Raw genomic sequence first — 23272 nt, forward strand, 5'->3', positions numbered from 1 at the left:
GGGGGCGGGGAGTTGTATAAAAGAGAGGGGGAGGAAAGGGAAAAAAAAAAAAAAAMAACAASCCCSCCATAAWAAWAAAAAAAGAGCMCSCMCCAATTTGGGGGGGNAGCTTCGGCTCCCCCAGTAGCTTCAAACNTCCCCGCCTGCAGCAGTCTCCCGCCGTTTCCTGCATCAAACCCCGACTCAATGCTAGAATCCGCGCCATTCCTGCGGCCGGCATATACTCTGGCCAGTCATTTAGTCAAACAGTGCCTCCCATGCTGAAAAAGCTGTTCAAGTCCTTCCGTACCCCCATCCGCCGTGGCAAACACTCGCACAGCACGCCCGAAGTGCTGAGCAGCAGCCAGCACCCTATCGAGCGCGGTGAAATCAGCCGCTACGCCATCAGCGTGGTCGAACGCCTGCAACAGGCCGGCTACCAGGCGTATCTGGTTGGTGGCTGTGTGCGCGACCTGCTGCTGGATATCGACCCCAAGGATTTCGACGTGGCCACCAGCGCCACACCGGAACAGGTGCGTGCCGAGTTCCGTAACGCCCGGGTAATCGGTCGGCGCTTCAAGCTGGTCCACGTGCATTTCGGCCGCGAGATCATCGAAGTCGCCACCTTCCGCGCCAATCATCCCGAAGGCGATGAGGAAGAGAACAGCAACCTGTCCTCGCGCAACGAGAGCGGGCGCATCCTGCGTGACAACGTGTATGGCAGCCTGGAAGACGACGCCCAGCGCCGCGACTTCACCATCAATGCTCTGTATTACGACCCAAGCACCGAGCGTATTCTCGATTACGCCAATGGCGTACACGACATCCGCAATCACCTGATCCGCCTGATCGGTGACCCGACCCAGCGCTACCAGGAAGACCCAGTGCGCATGCTGCGCGCGGTGCGTTTTGCCGCCAAGCTGGATTTCGACATCGAGAAACACAGCGCCGCGCCGATCTACAAGCTGGCTCCGCTGCTCGGTGGCATCCCCGCCGCGCGCCTGTTCGATGAAGTGCTCAAGCTGTTCCTCGCCGGCTACGCGGTTTACACCTATGAGCTGCTGGTGGATTACGGCCTGTTCGGCCAGCTGTTCCCGGCCAGCGCCGAAGCGCTGAAACTCAACCCGGACTACACCGACCAGTTGATCCGTAATGCGCTGGACAGCACCGACCAGCGCATTCAACAAGGCAAGACGGTTACTCCAGCCTTCCTCCTTGCTGCACTGCTGTGGCCAGCCCTGCCGGCCCGCGTGATCAAGCTGCAGGATCGCGGCATGCCGCCGATCCCGGCCATGCAGGAAGCTGCTCACGAGCTGATCAGCGAGCAATGCCAGCGCATCGCCGTGCCCAAACGCTTCACCATGCCGATCCGCGAAATCTGGGATATGCAGGAACGCCTGCCACGCCGCAGCGGCAAACGCGCCGACATGCTGCTGGAAAACCCACGTTTCCGCGCCGGTTACGATTTCCTTCTGCTGCGTGAAAGCGCCGGCGAGGAAACCGGCGGCCTCGGCGAGTGGTGGACCCGTTATCAGGACGTCAGCGATAGCGAGCGCCGCAATATGATCCGCGACCTCAGCAGCAAGGACGATGGCCCCGCCGGGCCACGCAAGCGCAAGCGCAACAACAGCAAGCGCAAGCGCGGCCCAGCCAGTGATGCCGGCAGCCCCGCCGCGAGTGAATGATGGAGCGCGTGTATATCGGCCTGGGCAGTAACCTGGCCACCCCGCTCGCCCAACTGCGCAGCGCCCTGGCCGCCCTGGCCGCGCTGCCGCACACCCGCCTGATCGCCCAATCTTCCTTCTATGCCAGCGACCCACTCGGCCCGGCGGACCAGCCGCGCTATGTAAATGCCGTGGCGGCGCTGGAGACCGAACTCAGCCCACTAGCCCTGCTTGATGCTCTGCAAACCATCGAGCTGGAACAGGGCCGCACGCGCAAGGCCGAACGCTGGGGGCCACGTACCCTCGACCTGGATATCCTGCTGTTCGGCGAACGCCTGCTGGATGAACCACGCCTGACCGTGCCGCACTACCATATGCACGCCCGCGCCTTTGTCCTCTACCCGCTGGCGGAAATCGCTCCAGCGCTGCAGCTACCGGATGGCCGCGCGCTGACGGAGCTGCTTAGCGCATGCCCCTTTGTCGGGCTGGAACGCCTTAACGAAGCAGAGCTGACCTGAGAGCAGGTCAATCTCGACTACCGGGTCATGCAGCCGTCGCAGCGCTAACCTCGGCAGCCAGCAGGTGCATTGGCGGTAACGCCAGTAACAGGCCGGTAACACCTGCAATTGACTTCGAGCCCCCCCATCAGGACTATAGGCGTCCCGTTGCCCCGCACCGGTGCAATTCGAGGCCAATGCAGGCCAACTTGAAGCAGCACAACTGCTGACTGAACGCCTGAGTGAGGACAGTTTTCATGCCTGATGTAACCCTGACCACCCTGCAAAGCCTCAAGCAGAGCGGCGAGAAGATCGCCATGCTGACCTGCTATGACGCCACGTTCGCCCAGACGGCCTGCCAGGCCGGTGTCGATGTGTTGCTGGTGGGCGATTCCCTCGGCATGGTCTTGCAAGGCCATGACAGCACGCTGCCCGTCACTGTCGCCGAGATGGCGTACCACACTGCCAGCGTCAAACGTGGCAACCAGGGCGCGCTGATCCTCGCCGACCTGCCGTTTATGGCCTATGCCACCATTGAGCAGACCCTGAATAACAGTGCCGCTCTGATGCAGGCTGGCGCGCATATGGTCAAGCTCGAAGGCGCGGCCTGGCTGGCCGAGCCGATTCGCCAACTGGCCGAGCGTGGTGTACCGGTTTGCGCCCACCTGGGTTTGACCCCACAGGCGGTGAATATCCTCGGCGGTTATAAAGTGCAGGGGCGTCAGGAGTCTCAGGCGCGGCAGATGCGTGCCGACGCCATGGCCCTGGAGCAAGCCGGCGCCGCCATGCTGCTGCTCGAATGCGTACCCAGCGAGCTCGCTGCTGAAATTAGCCAAGCCGTAAAAATCCCGGTGATCGGCATCGGCGCCGGCGCCGCAACCGACGGCCAGGTACTGGTACTGCACGACATGCTTGGGCTGTCGCTGAGCGGCCGCACGCCGAAGTTCGTGAAGAACTTTATGGCCGGCCAGAGCAGCATCCAGCACGCCATCAGCGCCTACGTCAAAGCGGTCAAAGACCAGAGCTTCCCAGCAGCCGAACACGGATTTTCTGCATGAACACAGTTAAAAGCGTGCGCGAATTGCGCGCCGCTGTCGCCCAGGCACGCGCCGAAGGCAAACAGATCGCCTTCGTGCCGACCATGGGCAACCTGCACGCCGGCCACGCCGCACTGGTGGAGAAAGCCGTCCAGCGCGCTGACTTCGTGGTCGCCAGCATCTTCGTCAATCCATTGCAATTCGGCCCCAGCGAAGACCTCGACAAATACCCACGCACCCTGCTCGCCGACCAGGAAAAACTGGTCGAAGCCGGTTGCCACCTGCTGTTTACTCCGGATGTCGAGGAAATCTACCCGCACGGCATGGACGGCCAGACCCGCGTCAGCGTACCGGGCGTTTCCGAAGGCCTGTGCGGCGCAAGTCGCCCTGGGCACTTCGAAGGCGTCGCCACCGTGGTGAGCAAGCTGTTCAATATGGTGCAGCCGGATCTGGCGATCTTCGGCCAGAAGGATTTCCAGCAACTGGCAGTAATCCGCACCCTGGTGCGTGACCTGAATATGCCGATCCAGATTATCGGCGAGCCCACCGTACGCGCCGAAGACGGCCTGGCGCTGTCCTCGCGCAACGGCTACCTGAACGCCGAACAGCGTGAAGCAGCGCCCGTGCTGTACCGTTCACTGCAGGAGATGGCCGCAGCGATCCGCGCCGGCGAACGCGACTACGCCACGCTGGTTGCAGCAGCGCAGCAGCAACACAGCGCCGCCGGTTTTCGCCCGGACTACCTGGAAGTACGCGAATCGAACAGCCTGCGCCAGGCCACCGCCGATGATCGTCAGCTGGTGATTCTGGTGGCCGCCTTTATTGGCAGCACCCGGCTGATCGACAACCTGGCCTTCGACCTCGATACTCCAGCCTGATCAACAGGCACTGACAGACCACTGCAAACACCGGCGCGGCAACCCAGACGGTTTTCAGGGGTCTACTTGGGCAGGTTCGCCAGCCGCACCTACCAGCTACACTCCAGGCCCGGATCACTCCGGGCCTTTTTGCATGATTGATTGGACGCACACAGGAAAGGAACACGCACCAATGGCCTATTACCAGCAACCGCATGACGTCACCACCCTGCCCGCCTGGCAGGCGCTACGCGAGCAGCGCGAGCAGATGAACGACTTCAGCATGCGTGAGGCCTTTGCCAGCGATCCGCAACGGTTCAATCGCTTCTCCCTGAGCAGCTGCGGCCTGTTGCTGGATTACTCGAAGAACCTGATCGACGAAAAGGCCCTGAACCTGCTGGTGCAACTGGCCGAACAGGCCGGCCTGCCGGAGTCCATCAACGCCCTGTTCAGCGGCGAGCAGGTCAATGCTTCCGAAGGCCGCGCTGCCCTGCACACAGCCCTGCGCAGCCCGATTGGCCGACGCCTGGAGCTCGACGGCGTCGACCTGATCCCACAAGTCCATCGCGTGCTCAATCAGATGACCGAGCTGGTCAGCCGCATTCACAGCGGGCTGTGGCGCGGCTACAGCGACAAGCCAATCACCGAGGTGGTGAATATCGGCATCGGCGGTTCGTTCCTCGGCCCGCAACTGGTTTCCGAAGCGCTACGGCCCTTCACCCAACGCGGCGTGCGCTGCCATTACCTGGCCAATATCGACGGCAGCGAATTCCGTGAGCTGACTGCGCGCCTGAACCCGCAGACCACCCTGTTTATTGTCTCGTCAAAATCCTTTGGCACCCTGGAAACCCTGAAGAACGCCCTGGCCGCACGCGACTGGTACCTGGCTCTGGGCGGCCCGGAAGCCGAACTGCACAAACACTTTATTGCGGTAACCAGCAACCCGACTGCCGCCATCGACTTCGGCATAAAGGCGGAAAACATCTTCCCGATGTGGGACTGGGTCGGTGGGCGTTATTCGCTGTGGTCGGCCATCGGCTTGCCAATCGCCCTGGCCATCGGCATCTCCAACTTCAAGGAACTGCTGGCCGGCGCCTACTCCATGGACCAGCACTTTACCCAGGCGCCGCTGGCCGAAAACATGCCGGTGCTGATGGCCCTGCTGGGTATCTGGTACGGCAACTTCTGGGGTGCGAAAAGCCAGGCGATCCTGCCCTACGACCACTACCTGCGTAACTTCACCAAGCACTTGCAGCAGTTGGATATGGAGTCCAACGGTAAATCGGTGCGCCAGGATGGCAGTCCGGTAACGTTCAACACCGGTCCGGTGATCTGGGGCGGCGTTGGCTGCAACGGTCAGCATGCCTACCACCAGTTGTTGCACCAGGGCACCGAGCTGATCCCAGCGGACTTTATAGTGCCGGTGAACAGCTTCAGCCCGCTGGCCGACCACCACCAGTGGCTGTTTGCCAACTGCCTGTCACAGAGCCAGGCACTGATGCACGGCAAGACCCGCGCCGAGGCTGAGGCCGAGCTACGCGGAAAAGGCATGGATGAAGCAGAAGTGCAGCGCCTGGCGCCGCACAAGATGATTCCCGGTAATCGTCCGAGCAATATCCTCGCGCTCAACCGCGTTGACCCGTTCGGCCTCGGCGCGCTGGTCGCGCTGTATGAACACAAGGTGTTTGTGCAGAGCGCCATCTGGGGCATCAACGCCTTCGACCAGTGGGGCGTTGAGCTGGGCAAGGAGCTGGGCCAGGGCGTCTATCAGCGCCTGACCGGCCAGCTCGACACACCGGCCAGCGATGCTTCGACGCAGGGCCTGATCCAGCACTTCCGCGAACGTCATCGCGGCTAATCGGGCTTAGTAGCGGCAGAAGCGCTGACGATACTCATCTGGGGTAACCCCCAGATGCTGGCTGAAACAGCGCCGCAGGTTGTACAGCGAAACAAAGCCGCACTGCTCAGCCACGCGCTTGAGTGAGCGTGCGCCCTGCTCCAACTGGCGGCAGGCTGCCTCCAGGCGCAGCTGCTGCAGATAATGCCCCGGCGTCATCTGCAGCTCCTCACGGCAACGGCGGTGCAATGTGCGCACCGACAGCGCCAGCCCCGCTGCCATTGCCTCGTTATCCAGCCGCTGTTGCAGCCTGGGCTGCAGCCATTGCTTGAGGCTTGCTGCCAGGCCGCCGGGCGCCCCGGTCTGCGCCAGCAACTCGGCGCTGAACTGGCGTTGCCCGCCGCTGCGCCTGAGTGGCAGCACCAAATCCTTGGCTACGTCCAAGGCCATTGCCGGACCGCAGTCTTCCTCGACCAGCGCCAGACACAGATCAATCCCGGCGGTCACGCCGGCCGAGCTGTAGCAGTTGCCATCCTTGATAAACAGCGCGTCGGCGCATACCTCGATGCGCGCAAAGCTGCGCTGCAGCAGCTCGACATAGCGCCAATGGGTAACCGCCATACGGCCATCCAACAGCCCCGCCTGGCCCAACAGAAATGCCCCGGTGCACACCGAACAACAGCGCGCCAACTGCTCGGCGGCCTGCCGCAACCAGGCGGCCAACTGCCCGCCAGCCAGCGCCTGCATCACGCCAAAACCACCGGCCACTAACAGCGTCGCCCCAGCCAGTTGCGCAACCGACGGCAATGGCTCGGTCAGTAACACCACACCCGCCGAAGCACGCACCTCGCCGCCGTGCTGCGAAACCAGACGCAGGCGATAGCGCGGCGGCAAACTGGCAGCCGCCAGACGATCATTAACCACGGCAAAGACTTCCAGCGGCCCACTGGCATCGAGCAACTGGAAGTTGTCGAAAACCAGCAGCAGTACATCCTGCAGGTCAGCGGGCGGCGACAGTGGCAACTCGGGCATCTCAATCATCCTTGGCGCTTATTCAAAAGCGCGCGAGCCTGCGGCATTGGCAGATATTCACTCAAGAATGGCATTACTGCCAAGCACAGCCAGGCGAGACTCAAACCTCGACTGGAGACCACCCATGCCTACTCGCCTTCTGCTGCTCAGCCTGTGCCTTAGCCTATTGTTCGACACAAACGGCCTGCTTGCCGCGACACCGCCACCGATAACCGACGAAGCCATCGCCGCCTATGTGCCCCGCCACGGCCGCGCACGCCCGGTGATTGCCGTGCTGGGCGAGAACCGCATGACCGAACTGGTCGATTTCGTGGTGCCCTACGGGGTTCTCAAACGCGCCGATATCGCCGAGGTACTGGCCGTCGCCCCTGAGCCTGGCGCCATCACGATGCTGCCAGCGCTGAACTTTGCCGCCGATGTCAGCACAGCCGAGTTCGACGCACGCTATCCGCAGGGTGCCGACTACCTGATCGTGGCGGCGACTCACCATAACGATGATGTACGCCTGCTCACCTGGATTCGCGCGCAGGCGAGCAAGGGCGCGACTGTGCTGGGCATCTGCGACGGCGTATTCAGCCTGGCCCACGCTGGCCTGCTCAATGGACGACGCGCTACCGGGCATTGGTATTCGGCCAGCGAACGCCATGCACAATTCCCGCAAACCCAATGGCTGGAGCAGCGCCGCTATGTGGTCGATGGCGCGATGATCAGCAGCTCGGGGGTCAGCGCCGCCATGCCGGTATCCCTGGCGCTGGTCGAGGCCATTGCCGGGCCGACACGAGCGCAGCAGCTTGCCGATGAACTGGGTTTATCCGACTGGTCGGCCGCCCACGATAGCCGCGCCTTCACTCTGCAACGCGCTGACTACCTGACACTGGCCGGCAACTGGCTGGCGTTCTGGGCCCATGAAACCCTGGCCATCCCCGTGCATACTGGGATAGACGAAATCGCCCTGGCCCTGAGCGCCGATGCCCACGCGCGCACCTACCGCTCACAGGTGCTAAGCATCGCCACCGCGCCGCTGGTTACACGCAGCGGCCTGCGCCTGATCCCTGACCAGGCGCACAGCGAGCCGGGTATGCACAGCCTCAGCATCGTCAAGGGGCCTGCGAGCCATGCCCTGCAGCAGGCCCTGGCGAATATCGCCAGCCGGCACGGCCACGCGACTGCGCGCCTGGTTGCCCTGCAGCTGGAATACCCCAGCCCCTACCTTGGGCCGGTCTCGCCGCCTTGAGCGGCCACAACACTTGAACCAAGCACCCGCTTGGGTGCACCCTTACGGGCATTGCGGAACACAACAACAAGGACCCGCCATGTTCGAAATTACCCGCCACCCCGTGCCCGACGCCGTGCGCCAACGCGCCCACCTGGACAACGACGACTACCTGCGTCTTTACCAGCAGTCGATTGAGCAGCCGGAAATCTTCTGGGCCGAACAGGCCAAGGCCTTTCTCGACTGGAGCAAACCCTGGACCAGCGTGCAGCAGGGTGATCTGCTCAGCGGCCAGGGCTCCTGGTTCAAGGGTGGCCAGCTGAACGTCAGCTACAACTGCATCGACCGCCACCTGGAAAAGCGCGGCGAGCAGATCGCGCTGATCTGGGAAGGCGACAACCCCAGCGAATCGGCGCATATCACCTACAAAAAGCTGCACCACAACGTCAGCCGCCTGGCCAACGTGCTGAAGAGCCGTGGGGTGAAAAAGGGCGACCGGGTGTGCATCTATATGCCGATGATCCCCGAAGCCACCTACGCCATGCTCGCCTGCACGCGTATCGGCGCGGTGCATTCGGTGGTGTTCGGCGGCTTCTCACCGGATGCTTTGCGTGACCGCATTCTGGACTCCGACTGCCACACGGTGATTACCGCCGATGAAGGCGTGCGCGGCGGCAAGTACGTGGCGCTCAAGGCCAATGTCGACAAGGCGCTGCAAAGCTGCCCGGCAGTCAGCACGGTGGTGGTGGTCGAACGCACCCAGGGTGATATCGACTGGGTGGAAGGCCGCGATATCTGGTACCACGAAGCCCTGCGCGACGCCGACGGCGACTGCCCACCGGAGCCAATGGACGCCGAAGATCCGCTGTTTATCCTTTACACCTCCGGCTCCACCGGCAAACCCAAAGGCGTGCTGCATAGCACCGGCGGCTATCTGCTGATGGCGGCGATGACCCACAAATACGTGTTCGACTACCACGAAGGCGATATTTACTGGTGCACCGCCGACGTTGGCTGGGTCACCGGGCACAGCTATATCGTCTACGGTCCGTTGGCCAACGGCGCTACCAGCCTGATCTTCGAAGGCGTGCCCAACTACCCGACGGCTTCGCGCTTCTGGCAGGTGATCGACAAGCACCAGGTGAACATTTTCTACACCGCTCCCACCGCCCTGCGTGCGCTGATGCGTGAGGGCACTGGTCCGGTCGAATGCACCGAACGCACCAGCCTACGCCTGCTCGGCAGCGTCGGCGAGCCGATCAACCCGGAAGCCTGGGAGTGGTATTACAACGTGGTCGGCGAACGCCGCTGCCCGATCGTCGACACCTGGTGGCAGACTGAAACCGGCGCCATCCTGATCACCCCACTGCCCGGCGCCACCGACCTCAAACCCGGTTCGGCAACCCGGCCGTTCTTCGGCGTACAGCCAGTGCTGCTGGATGAACAGGGCAAGGAGATTGATGGCGCCGGTAGCGGCGTACTGGCGATCAAGGACAGCTGGCCAAGCCAGATTCGCAGCGTTTACGGCGACCATCAGCGGATGATCGACACCTACCTCAAGCCCTACCCCGGTTACTACTTCAGCGGCGACGGCGCGCGCCGCGACGAGGACGGTTACTACTGGATCACCGGCCGGGTGGATGACGTGATCAACGTCTCCGGTCACCGCATAGGCACCGCAGAAGTGGAAAGCGCCCTGGTGCTGCATGACGCCGTAGCCGAAGCCGCCGTGGTCGGTTACCCGCATGACATCAAGGGCCAGGGCATCTACGCCTTCGTTACGCCGATGAACGGCGTGGAGCTCAACGAGGCCTTGAAGAAGGAACTGCTGACCCTGGTCGGTAAGGAAATCGGCAGCTTCGCCAAACCCGAACTGATCCAGTGGGCACCGGGCCTGCCGAAAACCCGTTCGGGCAAGATCATGCGGCGCATCCTGCGCAAGATCGCCTGCAACGAGCTGGAAAATATGGGCGACACCTCGACCCTGGCCGACCCTACTGTGGTGGACGGGTTGATCGAGCAACGCCTGAACCGCTGAACCCAGACGTAGGACAGCCATGCGCAAAACATGGCCGTCCTGCAGAGCCCCTATGGAATTCCTGCGCCGCCGTATCGAAAGCCAAGTCCTAAGCCTGAGCGGTATCGCCCTCGGCCAGATCGACTTTGAAAAGCCCCAGGGCGACCCCGGCCTGTTCGGCCCGGATTCGGTGAGCTGGCAGGTGCATGGCGACTTCACCAGCATGCTGATCGGCGGCATCAGTGCCCTACTGCTGCAAGCCCTGCATCCGTTGGCATTGGCCGGGGTGTGGGACCACTCGAATTTTCGTGATGACCTGCTCGGTCGCCTGCGTCGCACCGGGCAGTTTATTTCCGGCACCACCTACGGCTCACGCGCCGATGCCGACTGGCTGATCGACAAGGTCAAAACCATTCACCTCAAGGTCAGCGGCACCGCCCCCAATGGCCGCGCCTATGCCGCCAGTGACCCGGCATTGTTGACCTGGGTGCATGTGGCCGAGGTGCACAGCTTTCTCCAGGCCCACCTGCGCTACCGCAACCCGCAGCTGAGCGAGGCTGATCAGGACCTCTACTACGCGGAAATCGCCTTGATCGCCGAACGCCTGGGTGCCACCGAGGTGCCGCGTTCGCGCGCCGAAGTCGCGGCCTATCTGGCGGCAGTACGCCCCGAATTGCTCTGCGATAGACGCTCCCTGGAGATTCTGCGCATCCTGCTCGGCGCACCGGCACCCAGCGCACTCGCCGCCCCGGCGGCCAAGCTGCTGATGCAGGCCGGTATCGACCTGCTGCCGGCTTGGGCGCAGGAGATGCTCGGCCAGCAGATCAGCCCGGCGCACAGCCGGATGATCCACGCCGGTGTACACAGCCTGGCCCCCGTGCTGCGCTGGGCGGTACGCGGCGGCGCCATTCACCGTGCACGTCGGCGTCTGAACCTGCCGCCACGCGGCTGACCGGCCGGTTCGCGCGCTGGCCGTGAACAAAGCCGCTGTGCCACCATAGCGACCTCTCGCGGCCCGCCGCGCCTGTTACTTGTGAGGATCGCGTTATGCAAGACGTCGTCATCGTTGCCGCCACCCGCACCGCCATCGGCAGCTTTCAGGGTGCGCTGGCGAATATCCCGGCACCGGAACTGGGTGCAGCGGTAATCCGCCGCCTGCTGGAACAAACCGGCCTGGACGGCGCGCAGGTCGACGAAGTGATCCTCGGCCAGGTACTCACCGCAGGCAGCGGGCAGAACCCGGCGCGGCAGGCGGTGATCCTCGCCGGCCTGCCGCACGCCGTGCCAGCGCTGACCCTGAACAAGGTCTGCGGCTCGGGCCTGAAAGCCCTGCACCTCGGTGCCCAGGCAATCCGCTGCGGCGACGCCGAGGTGATCATCGCCGGCGGTATGGAAAACATGAGCCTGGCGCCCTACGTTATGCCCGGCGCGCGCACCGGCCTGCGCATGGGTCACGCCAAGCTGGTCGACACCATGATCACCGACGGCCTGTGGGATGCCTTCAACGACTACCACATGGGCATCACCGCCGAGAATTTGGTGGAGAAATACAACATCAGCCGCGAAGCCCAGGATGCCTTCGCCGCCGCCTCGCAGCAAAAAGCCGTGGCTGCTATCGAGGCCGGGCGCTTTGTCGATGAAATCACCCCGATCATGATTCCGCAGCGCAAAGGCGAGCCACTGGCCTTCGCCACTGACGAACAGCCGCGCGCCGGCACGACCGCCGAATCCCTGGGCAAACTCAAGCCCGCGTTCAAGAAAGACGGCAGCGTCACCGCCGGCAACGCCTCCAGCCTCAACGACGGTGCTTCCGCCGTGCTGCTGATGAGCGCTGCAAAAGCCCAGACCCTCGGCCTGCCGGTACTGGCGAAGATCGCCAGCTACGCCAATGCCGGCGTCGACCCGGCGATCATGGGCATCGGCCCGGTCAGCGCCACCCAGCGTTGCCTGGCCAAGGCCGGCTGGAACCTGGCTGACCTCGACCTGATCGAAGCCAACGAAGCCTTCGCCGCACAAGCCTTGGCAGTGGGCAAAGAGCTGAATTGGGACGCCAGCAAGGTCAATGTCAACGGCGGCGCAATCGCCCTCGGCCACCCGATTGGCGGCTCTGGCTGCCGCGTGCTGGTGACACTGCTGCACGAGATGATCAAGCGCGACGCCAAGAAAGGCCTGGCCACCCTGTGTATCGGCGGCGGCCAGGGCGTGGCACTGGCGATCGAACGGGCCTGATAACACCGCTCAGCTATAGCGACAAAAAAGCCGGTTCCCATCAATCAGGGGACCGGCTTTTTTATTTACCATCGACAACAATGATGATTGCTATTGACCGCCTGCGTTTCTCAAGAGTCGGGCTGCGGCGCAACATTAGCCCCGTAGCCACTTACCCACTCTTCCGAGGACACCCAGATGAACAAGTACCTGATCGCTTCCCTGCTTGCCGCCAGCCTGGCCAGCAATGTTTTTGCCGCAGACGGCGCAGAACGCACCCTGAGCAACCGCATCGCCGAAGACGGTGCCGATCGTACCGGCGGTAACCGCGTAGCTGCTGACGGCGCCGACCGCACCGGTCGCAACCGTATCGCTGCTGATGGTGCTGACCGTACCGGCGTTAACCGCATCGCTGCTGACGGCGCTGATCGTACCGGCGTTAACCGCATCGCTGCCGATGGCGCTGATCGTACCGGCGTTAACCGCATCGCTGCTGATGGCGCTGACCGCACTGGCGTTAACAGTATCGCTGCTGATGGTGCCGACCGTACTGGCCGCAACCGCATCGCTGCTGATGGCGCTGACCGCACTGGCGTTAACCGTATCGCTGCTGATGGTGCCGATCGCACTGGCGTTAACCGCATCGTCTGATCAAATAACACTCGCAAATTAAAGGGCACCTTCGGGTGCCCTTGCTGTTTCTGCCGAGCCTGCGTCCCGGCAGGTGAATCTTGATAAACTGCGCACCCTCCTTTTTCGAGTCGCCGCGCATGCCCTCCCTCGATCAGGCGCTGCGCGCCGCACTGCTTAACCGTCAAGACCTGTTGGCCGAACTGCAGCAACAGGGCACCGACTGCTATCGCCTGTTCCATGGCAGCCAGGAAGGTGCCGGCGGCCTGACCATCGACCGTTATGGCCCGCAATTACTGGTACAGAGCTTCCACCAGAGCCTGAGTCGTGACGAGCTGCTGCTATTGGCCGAACAGTGCCAGGCCAGCCTCGGCACACAACTGCTACTGGTCTACAACGACCGCTCACAGGGCAACTCGCGGATCGACCGCACTGATGCGGTCTACCAGTCAGAGCCTGCTGCACTGGAAGATCTGATCGGCCATGAATGGGGCCTCAATTACCGCGTACGCGGCCGCCATGCTGGACAAGACCCGCTGCTGTTTCTTGACCTGCGCAACGCCCGCGGCTGGGTCAAAGCGCACAGTGCCGGTAAATCGGTGCTCAACCTGTTCGCCTACACCTGTGGCGTGGGTTTGAGTGCAGCTGCCGGAGGGGCCAGCGAGGTACTTAATCTGGATTTTGCCGAGGGAAATCTGACGGTCGGTCGCGAGAATGGTCAGCTCAATCCGCAGCTGCAACCCATGCAGTTTGTGCAATCGGACTACTTCCCGGCGATTCGCCAACTGGCGGGCCTGCCGATCAACGCCCGTCGCGGGCAGAAGTTGCCGCACTATGCGCGCCTTGAGCAGCGTCAGTTCGATCTGGTGCTGCTCGACCCGCCCGCCTGGGCCAAGAGCGCTTTCGGCACCGTCGATCTGCTGCGCGATTACCAGAGCCTGCTCAAGCCGGCGATTCTCGCCACCGCAGATGATGGCGTGCTGATCTGCTGCAACAACCTGGCAAAAGTCGCCATGGCAGATTGGCGCGAACAGGTGCTGCGCTGCGCGGAAAAGCTCGGCCGCCCGGTGCGCGATTGCCAGGTGCTGCCACCGGCCAGTGACTTCCCCTCGCAGGATGGCCAGCCACCACTGAAAACCCTGATCCTGCAGTTCTGATCCCCGCAGAAGTTCGCAGAAAATCCCCACGCAGAGCCTCTGCGGAACTGCACACGCGTGCCATACTCCAAGGCACTTCTCGTCGGGATAGATGACGTTTTTATGCTTAAAGGAATAAAGCGCGCTGCCAGCGCCATTGCCATCGCCGTTGCCCTCTACAGCCTGCTGGGCTTTCTGATTCTGCCCGGTATCGGTTTGCGCATCGCCAACCAGCAGCTGGCGCAATACGCCGAAGTACCCGCCACACTGCAACGCCTGCAACTCAATCCGTTCAGTCTGGAGCTCAGCCTCTGGGGCCTGCAGATTGGCGAGCCCGAGCAGCAGCAGATCGCCTTCGAACGCCTGTATGTCAATCTGCAACTCGACAGCCTGTGGAGCGGCGTATTGCACCTGGCTGATATCGAGTTGGACAAACCGCACAGCGAAGTGCTGTTCGGCAAGGACGGCCGACTTAACCTGACCCAGCTGTTCAACGTCCCGCCTAGCGCCGAGCCTGCGGTCGAAGAACCAGCAGGCGAGCCGTTCCCGCTGCGTATCGCGCGGATCAAACTGAGCGGCGGCAACGTGCACTTTCAGGACCTGCGCCCGAGCGAGCCGATCGAGTTTATTTACGACGACCTCAACTTCGAGCTGTTCAACCTCAGCACCCTGCCAGACGACAATGCCGACATGAGCCTGGTCGCTACCGGCCCGCAAGGCGGACGCCTTGACTGGACCGGACGCATCAGCCTGGTACCGATCAGCTCCAGCGGCAATCTGAAACTCACGGACGGCAAGCTGAAAGGCGTGTGGCCCTACGTCCGCGATGCGGTGCCGCTGGTTCTGGAAGACGGCATCGTTAACCTCAACAGCGACTACAGCCTGAACTTGGCCAAAGGCACCGAACTGCTACTGAGCAACACCCAGCTCAGCCTCAGCAGCTTTGCCATCAAGAGCCCGGCGGACAAACCGCTGCTGCGCCTGGAAAGCCTGGATATCAGCGAAACCAGCGTGGACCTGGCCAAGCAACAGGTCATCGTTGGCAAGATTCGGAGTCAGAAGCTGGAAACCTGGGCCGCGCGCGAGGCCGATGGCCAGCTCGACTGGCAGAAGCTGCTCGCCAGCCAACCCGCCAAACCGACTCCAGCTCCAGCTCCAGCTCCAGCTCCAGCTCCAAATGAGGGTGGCGCAGGCTCGGCAGCAACAGAAGCCGAGCCGGTAAAAGAGCCAACCGAGCCGACTACTGCGGAGCAATCCGCTGACCTGGAAACCGCCACTGCAGGCCAGCCAGAAGAGCCCAGCAAACCCTGGCAGGTAATCCTGCGTGACGTGCAATTGCGCGACTATCAGGTGCATCTGGCCGACCGCGCCGGCGGTGCGGAAGTCAAAATCGACCTGGCACCACTCAACCTTGATCTAAACGACTTCGACAGCCTGGGCACCTCGCCCTTCGCTCTCAAGCTCGACACCGGAGTGAACAAGACCGGGCAGATCAAGGCCGACGGCCAGGTGCAACTGACCCCGACCACTGCCAAGCTGCAGGTTGCCACCCGCGATATCGACCTGCGCCTGGCGCAGACCTACCTGAGCCCCTTCGTACGCCTGGAACTGCGCAGCGGCAAGCTCGGCAGCGACCTGGCGGTGGATCTGCAGAGCGTCGAACCACTGGCCTTCAGCATTGGCGGGCAAGCAGAGATCAGCCAGCTGCATACCCTCGACACGCTCAAGGACCGCGACTTCCTCAAATGGCAGCAAGTGCTGGTGGAAGGGATCGACTATCAACACGGCAAGGGCCTGGTGATCGGCCAGGTCAAACTGCAGCAGCCTTATGTGCGCTTTATCATCAACGAAGACCTCACCACCAATATCAACGACCTGATGATTCCACAGCCGGAAGAGGCCAACGCCAAGCCCGCTGCGGCAAGTAAACCGCTGCCGATGCGCATCGGCGGTATCAGCATCAAGGACGGCTCGGCGAACTTTGCCGACTTCAGCCTGACGCCCAACTTCGCCACGGCTATTCAGCAACTCAACGGCCAGATCGGCACACTCGACAACCAGAGTCCGAAAACCGCCAGCGTCGATATTCAGGGCAAGGTCGACAAGTACGCGCCCGTCAGCATCAAGGGCAAGCTCACGCCGTTCGACCCGATGAACAGCCTGGATATCGCCACCAGCTTCAAGAATGTCGAGCTGACCACCCTTACGCCCTACTCCGGCAAGTTCGCCGGTTTCCGCATCCGCAAGGGCCGCCTCAACCTCGACCTGCATTACCAGATCGAGAAGGGTCAGCTCAACGCCGAGAACAAACTGCTACTGGAAGACCTGCAGCTGGGCGAGAAAGTCGACAGCAAGGACGCCATGGACCTGCCAATCCGCCTGGCCATTGCCCTGCTCAAAGACACCGACGGCAATATCAGCATCCAGCTGCCCGTGCAGGGCGACCTTAACAGCCCGCAGTTCAGCGTTATGCCCATCGTCTGGCAGACCCTGCGCAACCTGGTACTACGCGCCGCGCAGGCACCGTTCAAATTTATCGGCGGCCTGGTCAGCGGCGGCAGTGACGTTGACCTCAGCACCGTGCGCTTCAATGCCGGCGACAGCGAACTCGACGGTGACGCACAGAAGGCCCTGGACACCCTGGCCAGCGCCTTGAAGGAGCGTCCGACCCTGCGCCTGGAAGTCGAAGGCATGAGCGCGCAGAGCAGCGACGGCCCACCACTGGCTGCTGCGCGCCTGGAGCGCGAATACCAGAACACCTGGTACAAGATGCTGCAACGCCGTGGCGATGATGTGCCTGCCGAAGCCAGTGAGCTGGTAGTAGATGAGGACGACAAAGCGGTGCTGCTCGAAGGCATCTACCGCACCCGCCTCAAGCAACAGCCACCAGCCGAGTGGGCCGAATTAGAAGACGAGGAGCGCAGCGCGAAAATGCGCGAAGGCGTGCTGCAATCCTGGGCGCAGAGCGAACTGCTGCAGCGGCAGCTGGCCCAGGCGCGGGCGGCAGAAATTAAGAGTTATCTGGTCGAGCGCGGCGGCCTGGCCGACGAACGCATCTACCTGTTGGATGTCAATATTGCACAGGCTGACGCCGATGGCCGCGTCGCCACCACCCTGCATCTCGGCAGCGAGTAAGGTCTTCGTAATATGCGTGCATTGGCTACAACGCTGCTCCTTGCCCTGACGGGCGCATCGTCTCTGGCTCAGGCTGAGACTTTGCGCTGCGGCAGCCAATTGGTAAGCCTGGATGACCGGCGCTTCGAGGTGCTGCAGAAATGCGGCGAACCGGCCTTCCGCGACCTGGTCGGCTACTCCCTCGGCCCAAACGAGCGCCGCGAATACCAGATAGAGGAATGGGTCTACGGCCCGCATAACGGCATGTTGAGCATTCTCACCTTCGAAGGCACGCGCCTGCGCGCCATCGAACGGCGTCGTAGTCGCTAACCGATGAAACGACTGATTACTGCTCTGCTGGTGTTTGCGCCCTTGTGCGTGCAGGCATCTTCAACCCTGCGCTGCGACAGCGGGCTGGTCAGCCTTGATGACACCACCAGCGAAGTCAGCAGCAAATGCGGCGAACCACTGAGTCGTGACTTTCTCGGCTACCGCGAAGTGCTGGATGAATACGGTTTCTACAATGAAGTCGCGGTCGAAGAGTGGTCATACGGACCGCGTAACGGCATGTACCAATTTCTGCGCTTCCAAGGCAATCGACTAATCAAGATCGACAGCAAACGCCGTAACTAGCAACACCCAGCACTCACCCAAACCAACGATAAGGACATTGCACCATGCAACGGATAGCACTCAGCCTCTCCCTGCTGCTTCTGGCAACCAGCGCCCAGGCCAGCACCCTGCGCTGCGAGAAAGGCATCGCCAGCACCGGCGACCGCACCACAGAGGTCGCCAGCAAATGTGGCGAACCGATTGCCCGCGACATGCTGGGCTACACCCTGGATGCCCACGGCAATAACGAGTTTCTCGTCGAGGAGTGGGTCTATGGCCCGCGTAACGGCATGAACTACTACTTGAGGTTCGAAGGCGGCCGCCTGAAGAGCGTGGAAAGTAAACGCGGCAGCTAAGCCCTTCCAGAAGAACCACAAAAAAGCCCCGCAGGTTATGCCTGCGGGGCTTTTTTACGCCTGATTACAGCTTGCTGCTGAAATCACGCAGCTCGTCCTGAGCCTTTTCCTTGGTCCAGCCGTAGCGCTCTTGCAGCTTGCCGGCCAGGTACTCGCTATGGCCTTCGGCGACGTCCAGGTCGTCATCGGTCAGGTTGCCCCAACGTTCCTTGATGCGGCCATTGATTTGCTTCCACTTGCCTTTGATTACGTCAGCATTCATCTGTTTGTCCTCGTCGTTGAGTGGCGGCCAGACGGAGTTAGCTCGCCTGGCTCGCATCCATGGATTACTGAGCGGTTTTCAACGCTTCAGCAGATACGGCAGTGACGCCTTTGATCTCGCCTGCCTTGGCAATGGCCAGATCACGTTCGGCGGAGCTGGCAACAACCCCGGAGAGCGTAACAACACCCTTATTGGTTTCGACCTTGATATCGATACCGCTCAAGCTGTCATCGGCCAGGAAGGTCGACTTCACTTTGCTGGTAATCCAGGTGTCGGTTACCGCATCTTCTGCTTTATCCATCGTTTCACTGGCGGCCAGCATGATTGGCTGCACAGTCGGGGTGCCAGCAGCCAGAACCGGCCCGGCGAGCAACAGGCCCAGTGCGGTGGCGGTCATGGCGGTTACTGCGAAATGCTTGATTGGCTTTTTCATAGGTAATGCCTCCTGCGTGTACTGAACAATCTGCAAGCCACTACGAGCTGCAGCCTCCCCAGTACTATCGCAAGCGCTGTGCCAACCTCTATTTAATAATTTAATCTTTAAATATCAACGACTTACTAAAATAAGAAAACATCATGCGCCGTGCAATCTGCATGCTAGGGCCAACCGAGCAAGGCATATTGCACGACAGCTGCGGCCGCTATGGACGACGAGGCTAAACGCTTTATCTACAGGCAAAAAAAGAGGGCCCCGGAGGGCCCTCTTTTCTGCTGTTAAGCGACGCGGCGATTAAACGCCCGACGCCTTAGCAGCAGCTACATCTTTGATCGACAGCTTGATACGGCCGCGGTTGTCCACGTCCAGTACCAGAACTTCAACTTCCTGACCTTCTTTCAGAATGTCAGTCACCTTCTCAACGCGAGCGTCGCTCAGCATGGAGATGTGCACCAGACCGTCTTTGCCCGGCAGGATGTTAACGAATGCGCCGAAGTCGACGATGCGCTCAACCTTGCCGACGTAGATCTTGCCGATCTCGGCTTCCGCGGTGATGCCCAGTACGCGCTGACGCGCAGCCTCGGCCGCTTCCTTGGTTTCGCCGAAGATCTTGATCGAACCGTCGTCTTCGATATCGATCGAGGCCTTGGTTTCTTCGCAGATAGCGCGGATGGTTGCACCACCTTTGCCGATTACGTCGCGAATCTTGTCCTGGTCGATCTTCATCGCGATCATGGTTGGGGCGTTAGCCGACAACTCGGTGCGCGAGGTTGCGATGATCTTGTTCATCTGACCGAGAATGTTCAGGCGTGCTTCCAGCGCCTGATTCAGGGCGATTTCCATGATCTCTTCAGTGATGCCCTGGATCTTGATGTCCATCTGCAGCGCGGTGACGCCATTGGCGGTACCGGCTACTTTGAAGTCCATGTCGCCCAGGTGGTCTTCGTCGCCGAGGATGTCGGTCAGAACAGCGAATTTATCGCCTTCCTTAACCAGACCCATGGCGATACCGGCAACCGGTGCCTTCATCGGTACACCGGCGTCCATCAGGGCCAGGGATGCGCCGCAAACCGAAGCCATGGAGCTGGAACCGTTGGACTCGGTGATTTCCGACACCACACGAATGGTGTACGGGAACACGTCGGCAGCTGGCAGCATGGCCTGAACCGAACGACGGGCCAGACGGCCGTGACCGATTTCGCGGCGACCAGTAGCGCCCATACGACCACACTCGCCCACCGAGTACGGCGGGAAGTTGTAGTGCAGCATAAAGGGGTCTTTGCGCTCGCCTTCGAGGGTGTCGAGCAGCTGAGCGTCGCGCGCGGTACCGAGGGTAGCGACTACCAGAGCCTGAGTTTCGCCACGGGTGAACAGCGCCGAACCGTGGGTCTTGGCCAGTACACCGACTTCGATGTTCAAGCCACGCACGGTGCGAGTGTCACGGCCATCGATACGCGGTTTGCCGTTGACGATGTTCTCGCGCACGGTGCGGTATTCGATTTCGCCGAAAGCGTCTTTCACTTCACCAGCAGACGGCTGGCCTTCTTCACCGGAGAACTTGGCAACGATTTCATTGCGCAGCTCGCCCAGACGGGCATAACGCTCGTGCTTGACGGTGATGGTGTAAGCCTGGGAAATCGCCTCACCGAATTCGCTACGGATAGCGCTCAGCAGTGCAGTGTTCTCAGCTTTTGGCTGCCAGTCCCAAGTCGGCTTAGCGGCTTCGGCGGCCAGCTCGGCAACGGCTTGAATCACAACCTGGAATTCGTCGTGGGCGAACAGTACAGCGCCCAGCATCTGGTCTTCGGTCAGCTCTTTGGCTTCCGATTCAACCATCAGTACGGCGTCTTTGGTACCGGCTACGACCATGTCCAGGCTCGAGGCCTTGAGTTGCTCGTAAGTCGGGTTCAGCAGGTAGCCGGTTTCCGGGTGGAAGGCTACGCGCGCGGCACCGATCGGGCCGTTGAACGGAATGCCGGAGATGGCCAGCGCAGCCGAGGTACCGATCATCGCAGCGATGTCCGGATCGGTCTTCTTGCTGGTGGAGATCACGGTGCAGATAACCTGCACTTCGTTCTGGAAACCTTCTGGGAACAGCGGACGGATCGGACGGTCGATCAGACGCGAGGTCAGGGTTTCTTTTTCGGAAGGGCGTGCTTCACGCTTGAAGAAACCGCCAGGGATCTTGCCGGCTGCGTAGGTTTTTTCCTGATAGTGCACGGACAGCGGGAAAAAGCCCTTGCTTGGGTCGGCAGTCTTGGCGCCGGTTACGGCGACCAGTACAGCGACGTCGTCGTCAACGGTGACCAGTACTGCGCCGGAGGCTTGACGGGCGATACGGCCTGTCTCGAGGGTAACGGTCGATTGACCGAACTGGAACTTCTTGATTACCGGGTTCACGGTGTTTTCCTTCTCTTTGTTGCCCTTGGGGAAAGCGTTTCTTGCAACCGTTCTATCACGTCAACGTGAACAAACGGGTCTTGCAGAATGTGTGGGCGGTGACGGGAATCGGACCCGCTATCGTCCAAAACAGCTAAAGCAGAAAAGCAAAAGCTGGAAGCAGGGGCAAACCCCACTTCCAGCTTCGGCAGTCAGCTACGCGTAAGCATTGCTTAGCGACGCAGACCCAGGCGACCGATCAGGGCGCTGTAACGACTAACATCCTTGCCCTTCAGGTAATCCAGCAGCTTACGACGCTGGTTAACCATACGGATCAGGCCACGACGCGAGTGGTGGTCTTTACCGTTGGCCTTGAAGTGGCCTTGCAGCTTGTTGATGTTGGCGGACAGCAGTGCAACTTGCACTTCCGGGCTACCGGTGTCGCCAGCAGCTTGCTGGTAGTCAGTTACGATTTGGGCTTTTTCTTCAACGCTGAGTGCCATGTGGGCAATCCTCTCAGTTAGGCAACTGCCGAAACAGTCGCAATAGGCCGGGAATCGCTTCCCGTGTTTTTAAGTGAGGTATGACCGCGCCTATTAACAGCCACCCTCGATACACGCAGACCAGAGCCGAAACCCCCTGCCTGCGCTACGGTCATGCCGACCGAATCAATCGACGCGGCGCAATGCGCCCGTCTTCGCTCACTTCACCGATACCGATAAAGCGACCATTGTGATCTTGCACCCGTACCATGCCGAACTTCGGCGCTTCCGGGGCGCGTACCGGCTGCCCTTGCAGCCAGTAAAACGAACTGTGCTCGGAGAACTGCAGCAGCGGCCAGTGTTGCAGGCCGCTGTCGACCGGTTGCAGGAACTGGTCAACGGCCTCGTTGCCACCTTCGCCATGCACCCGCTCCAGCTCTTCGAGCGTTACGGTGCGGCTCAAGTCGAAGGGGCCGGCTTTGGTTCTGCGCAGCTCTGCAACGTGTGCACCGCAACCCAGCAGGTGGCCAATGTCTTCGACCAGGGTGCGGATATAAGTGCCTTTGCTGCAATCGACCGCCAGGCGCGCTTGCTCCGCCTCACAGCCCAGTAATTCCAGGCGCGCAATAGTAACAGAACGCGGCTCGCGCTCCACTACTTCACCGGCACGGGCCAGCTTGTAAAGTGGCTGCCCGTCGCGCTTGAGCGCCGAGTACATTGGCGGTATCTGGCTGATTTCACCACGAAAACCGGGTAGAACCGCTTCGATATCGGCGCGACCAACGGTCACCGGACGACGCTCCAGCACTTCGCCTTCAGCATCCGCAGTGGTGGTGGTGACGCCCAGTTGCATCAGGGTTTCGTAGCCTTTGTCGGCATCCAGCAGGTACTGGGAGAACTTGGTCGCCTCACCGAAGCACAGCGGTAATACGCCAGTGGCCAAGGGATCGAGGCTGCCGGTGTGCCCAGCCTTCTCGGCATTCAGCAACCAGCGCACCTTCTGCAAGGCGGCGTTGGAGCTAAAGCCCTTGGGCTTATCCAGCAGGATGATGCCATCGACGGCACGACGAATACGTTTGACCTGGGCCACGCGCTTACTCCTTGGCCTCGGGTTCATCACCGTGCTGACGATCTTCGCTGACTGCACGCTCGATCAGTGCCGACAGCTGCGCACCGCGAATCACGCTTTCGTCGTAATGGAAACGCAGGTTCGGCACGCTGCGCAGCTTCATTGCCTTGCCCAACTGCATACGCAGGAAGCCGCTGGCATCGTTGAGCACCTTGATGCTCTGCACGACGGGATCGACACCTTCTTCCGGCTCACCACCCATGATGGTGACGAACACCTTGGCATGGCTGGAGTCGCGGCTAACTTCCACCGCAGTGATGGTCACCAGGCCGCCAAGACGCGGATCTTTGATTTCCAAGCGGATCAACTGCGCCAGTTCGCGCTGTATCTGGTCGCCGATGCGCTGGGCCCGGCTAAATTCTTTGGCCATTTCTACTACCTTCACTCGTCACACT

22 protein-coding genes are annotated in these 23272 nt (G+C 61.4%); 15 read left to right on the top strand and 7 right to left on the bottom strand.

Annotated elements, in window-relative coordinates:
- Positions 1 to 257 precede the first annotated feature (257 nt).
- The 5 genes from ACQ4LH_RS18805 (at position 258) to pgi (ending at position 5892) form a co-directional block, all read left to right on the top strand.
- Positions 258 to 1664 (top strand): polynucleotide adenylyltransferase PcnB, encoded by a 1407-nt coding sequence (locus ACQ4LH_RS18805; protein ID WP_430698593.1) that lies wholly within the window; start codon positions 258 to 260, stop codon positions 1662 to 1664.
- Positions 1661 to 2161, top strand: coding sequence for a 2-amino-4-hydroxy-6-hydroxymethyldihydropteridine diphosphokinase (gene folK, locus ACQ4LH_RS18810; protein WP_430698594.1), 501 nt, complete (start codon positions 1661 to 1663; stop codon positions 2159 to 2161). Before ACQ4LH_RS18805 ends, folK begins: the two co-directional genes overlap by 4 nt.
- A gap of 236 nt (positions 2162 to 2397) precedes the next feature.
- Complete coding sequence (panB, locus tag ACQ4LH_RS18815) at positions 2398 to 3198, top strand: 3-methyl-2-oxobutanoate hydroxymethyltransferase (protein WP_430698595.1); 801 nt, start codon at positions 2398 to 2400, stop codon at positions 3196 to 3198.
- Complete coding sequence (gene panC / locus ACQ4LH_RS18820; RefSeq protein WP_430698596.1) at positions 3195 to 4055, top strand: pantoate--beta-alanine ligase; 861 nt, start codon at positions 3195 to 3197, stop codon at positions 4053 to 4055. The genes panB and panC overlap by 4 nt, the downstream gene beginning before the upstream one ends.
- Positions 4056 to 4227: 172 nt before the next feature.
- A complete protein-coding gene (pgi, locus tag ACQ4LH_RS18825; protein WP_430698597.1) occupies positions 4228 to 5892 on the top strand; it encodes a glucose-6-phosphate isomerase in 1665 nt (554 codons plus the stop codon).
- Between the two features lie 6 nt (positions 5893 to 5898).
- Here pgi and ACQ4LH_RS18830 read toward each other — a convergent pair whose 3' ends face one another.
- Positions 5899 to 6903 carry a GlxA family transcriptional regulator gene (locus ACQ4LH_RS18830; protein WP_430698598.1) on the bottom strand — a complete coding sequence of 335 codons (1005 nt, stop codon included), beginning with the start codon at positions 6901 to 6903 and terminating at the stop codon, positions 5899 to 5901.
- A 124-nt stretch (positions 6904 to 7027) separates the two neighbouring features.
- Here ACQ4LH_RS18830 and ACQ4LH_RS18835 point away from each other — a divergent pair, with 124 nt between their 5' ends.
- From ACQ4LH_RS18835 to ACQ4LH_RS18880, 10 genes are all read left to right on the top strand, one after another.
- Positions 7028 to 8137 carry a DJ-1/PfpI family protein gene (locus ACQ4LH_RS18835; RefSeq protein WP_430698599.1) on the top strand — a complete coding sequence of 370 codons (1110 nt, stop codon included), beginning with the start codon at positions 7028 to 7030 and terminating at the stop codon, positions 8135 to 8137.
- Positions 8138 to 8216: 79 nt separating this feature from the next.
- Positions 8217 to 10154 (top strand): acetate--CoA ligase, encoded by a 1938-nt coding sequence (acs, locus tag ACQ4LH_RS18840; protein WP_430698600.1) that lies wholly within the window; start codon positions 8217 to 8219, stop codon positions 10152 to 10154.
- Positions 10155 to 10206: 52 nt separating this feature from the next.
- Entirely contained in the window at positions 10207 to 11085 is an 879-nt protein-coding gene (locus ACQ4LH_RS18845; protein WP_430698602.1) for an oxygenase MpaB family protein, read from the top strand.
- 95 nt (positions 11086 to 11180) lie between these two features.
- Positions 11181 to 12362 (top strand): acetyl-CoA C-acetyltransferase, encoded by a 1182-nt coding sequence (locus ACQ4LH_RS18850; protein ID WP_430698603.1) that lies wholly within the window; start codon positions 11181 to 11183, stop codon positions 12360 to 12362.
- Positions 12363 to 12539: 177 nt separating this feature from the next.
- The gene (locus ACQ4LH_RS18855) at positions 12540 to 12992 is read left to right on the top strand and encodes a phage infection protein (RefSeq protein WP_430698605.1); all 453 of its coding nucleotides are present in this window, start codon (positions 12540 to 12542) and stop codon (positions 12990 to 12992) included.
- A gap of 119 nt (positions 12993 to 13111) precedes the next feature.
- The gene (locus ACQ4LH_RS18860) at positions 13112 to 14128 is read left to right on the top strand and encodes a class I SAM-dependent rRNA methyltransferase (RefSeq protein ID WP_430698606.1); all 1017 of its coding nucleotides are present in this window, start codon (positions 13112 to 13114) and stop codon (positions 14126 to 14128) included.
- A 102-nt stretch (positions 14129 to 14230) separates the two neighbouring features.
- Entirely contained in the window at positions 14231 to 17242 is a 3012-nt protein-coding gene (locus ACQ4LH_RS18865; protein ID WP_430698607.1) for a DUF748 domain-containing protein, read from the top strand.
- A 12-nt stretch (positions 17243 to 17254) separates the two neighbouring features.
- Positions 17255 to 17551: a DUF2845 domain-containing protein gene (locus ACQ4LH_RS18870; protein WP_430698608.1), complete on the top strand. Its 297-nt coding sequence runs from the start codon at positions 17255 to 17257 to the stop codon at positions 17549 to 17551.
- Between the two features lie 3 nt (positions 17552 to 17554).
- Positions 17555 to 17854, top strand: a complete 300-nt coding sequence (locus ACQ4LH_RS18875; RefSeq protein ID WP_430698609.1) for a DUF2845 domain-containing protein — start codon at positions 17555 to 17557, stop codon at positions 17852 to 17854.
- A 44-nt stretch (positions 17855 to 17898) separates the two neighbouring features.
- Positions 17899 to 18189: a DUF2845 domain-containing protein gene (locus tag ACQ4LH_RS18880; RefSeq protein ID WP_170049074.1), complete on the top strand. Its 291-nt coding sequence runs from the start codon at positions 17899 to 17901 to the stop codon at positions 18187 to 18189.
- 64 nt (positions 18190 to 18253) lie between these two features.
- Here the strand turns inward: ACQ4LH_RS18880 and ACQ4LH_RS18885 are convergent, their stop codons facing one another.
- From ACQ4LH_RS18885 to rbfA, 6 genes are all read right to left on the bottom strand, one after another.
- Entirely contained in the window at positions 18254 to 18451 is a 198-nt protein-coding gene (locus tag ACQ4LH_RS18885; protein ID WP_305594391.1) for a CsbD family protein, read from the bottom strand.
- 64 nt (positions 18452 to 18515) lie between these two features.
- Positions 18516 to 18884: a BON domain-containing protein gene (locus tag ACQ4LH_RS18890; protein WP_430698611.1), complete on the bottom strand. Its 369-nt coding sequence runs from the start codon at positions 18882 to 18884 to the stop codon at positions 18516 to 18518.
- Positions 18885 to 19181: 297 nt separating this feature from the next.
- Entirely contained in the window at positions 19182 to 21287 is a 2106-nt protein-coding gene (pnp, locus tag ACQ4LH_RS18895) for a polyribonucleotide nucleotidyltransferase (protein ID WP_430698612.1), read from the bottom strand.
- A gap of 212 nt (positions 21288 to 21499) precedes the next feature.
- A complete protein-coding gene (gene rpsO / locus ACQ4LH_RS18900) occupies positions 21500 to 21769 on the bottom strand; it encodes a 30S ribosomal protein S15 (protein ID WP_275961681.1) in 270 nt (89 codons plus the stop codon).
- Positions 21770 to 21920: 151 nt separating this feature from the next.
- Positions 21921 to 22838, bottom strand: coding sequence for a tRNA pseudouridine(55) synthase TruB (gene truB, locus ACQ4LH_RS18905; RefSeq protein WP_275961682.1), 918 nt, complete (start codon positions 22836 to 22838; stop codon positions 21921 to 21923).
- A 4-nt stretch (positions 22839 to 22842) separates the two neighbouring features.
- Positions 22843 to 23247, bottom strand: a complete 405-nt coding sequence (gene rbfA, locus ACQ4LH_RS18910; RefSeq protein ID WP_275961683.1) for a 30S ribosome-binding factor RbfA — start codon at positions 23245 to 23247, stop codon at positions 22843 to 22845.
- Between the last annotated feature and the right edge of the window lie 25 nt (positions 23248 to 23272).

The sequence above is a fragment of the Pseudomonas peli genome (assembly GCF_050563605.1).
GTDB classification, from domain to species: domain Bacteria; phylum Pseudomonadota; class Gammaproteobacteria; order Pseudomonadales; family Pseudomonadaceae; genus Aquipseudomonas; species Aquipseudomonas peli_A.

Excerpts from the sequence above, each read along its gene's own strand:
- ACQ4LH_RS18835 (WP_430698599.1), top strand. The coding sequence starts at position 7,028 with ATGCCTACTCGCCTTCTGCTGCTCAGCCTGTGCCTTAGCCTATTGTTC.
- rpsO (WP_275961681.1), bottom strand. The coding sequence starts at position 21,769 with ATGGCACTCAGCGTTGAAGAAAAAGCCCAAATCGTAACTGACTACCAG.
- ACQ4LH_RS18880 (WP_170049074.1), top strand. The coding sequence starts at position 17,899 with ATGCAACGGATAGCACTCAGCCTCTCCCTGCTGCTTCTGGCAACCAGC.
- folK (WP_430698594.1), top strand. The coding sequence starts at position 1,661 with ATGATGGAGCGCGTGTATATCGGCCTGGGCAGTAACCTGGCCACCCCG.
- ACQ4LH_RS18805 (WP_430698593.1), top strand. The coding sequence starts at position 258 with ATGCTGAAAAAGCTGTTCAAGTCCTTCCGTACCCCCATCCGCCGTGGC.
- panC (WP_430698596.1), top strand. The coding sequence starts at position 3,195 with ATGAACACAGTTAAAAGCGTGCGCGAATTGCGCGCCGCTGTCGCCCAG.
- ACQ4LH_RS18870 (WP_430698608.1), top strand. The coding sequence starts at position 17,255 with ATGCGTGCATTGGCTACAACGCTGCTCCTTGCCCTGACGGGCGCATCG.
- pgi (WP_430698597.1), top strand. The coding sequence starts at position 4,228 with ATGGCCTATTACCAGCAACCGCATGACGTCACCACCCTGCCCGCCTGG.
- acs (WP_430698600.1), top strand. The coding sequence starts at position 8,217 with ATGTTCGAAATTACCCGCCACCCCGTGCCCGACGCCGTGCGCCAACGC.
- ACQ4LH_RS18885 (WP_305594391.1), bottom strand. The coding sequence starts at position 18,451 with ATGAATGCTGACGTAATCAAAGGCAAGTGGAAGCAAATCAATGGCCGC.
- ACQ4LH_RS18855 (WP_430698605.1), top strand. The coding sequence starts at position 12,540 with ATGAACAAGTACCTGATCGCTTCCCTGCTTGCCGCCAGCCTGGCCAGC.
- panB (WP_430698595.1), top strand. The coding sequence starts at position 2,398 with ATGCCTGATGTAACCCTGACCACCCTGCAAAGCCTCAAGCAGAGCGGC.
- ACQ4LH_RS18860 (WP_430698606.1), top strand. The coding sequence starts at position 13,112 with ATGCCCTCCCTCGATCAGGCGCTGCGCGCCGCACTGCTTAACCGTCAA.
- ACQ4LH_RS18850 (WP_430698603.1), top strand. The coding sequence starts at position 11,181 with ATGCAAGACGTCGTCATCGTTGCCGCCACCCGCACCGCCATCGGCAGC.
- ACQ4LH_RS18875 (WP_430698609.1), top strand. The coding sequence starts at position 17,555 with ATGAAACGACTGATTACTGCTCTGCTGGTGTTTGCGCCCTTGTGCGTG.
- ACQ4LH_RS18865 (WP_430698607.1), top strand. The coding sequence starts at position 14,231 with ATGCTTAAAGGAATAAAGCGCGCTGCCAGCGCCATTGCCATCGCCGTT.
- rbfA (WP_275961683.1), bottom strand. The coding sequence starts at position 23,247 with ATGGCCAAAGAATTTAGCCGGGCCCAGCGCATCGGCGACCAGATACAG.
- ACQ4LH_RS18845 (WP_430698602.1), top strand. The coding sequence starts at position 10,207 with ATGGAATTCCTGCGCCGCCGTATCGAAAGCCAAGTCCTAAGCCTGAGC.
- ACQ4LH_RS18830 (WP_430698598.1), bottom strand. The coding sequence starts at position 6,903 with ATGCCCGAGTTGCCACTGTCGCCGCCCGCTGACCTGCAGGATGTACTG.
- ACQ4LH_RS18890 (WP_430698611.1), bottom strand. The coding sequence starts at position 18,884 with ATGAAAAAGCCAATCAAGCATTTCGCAGTAACCGCCATGACCGCCACC.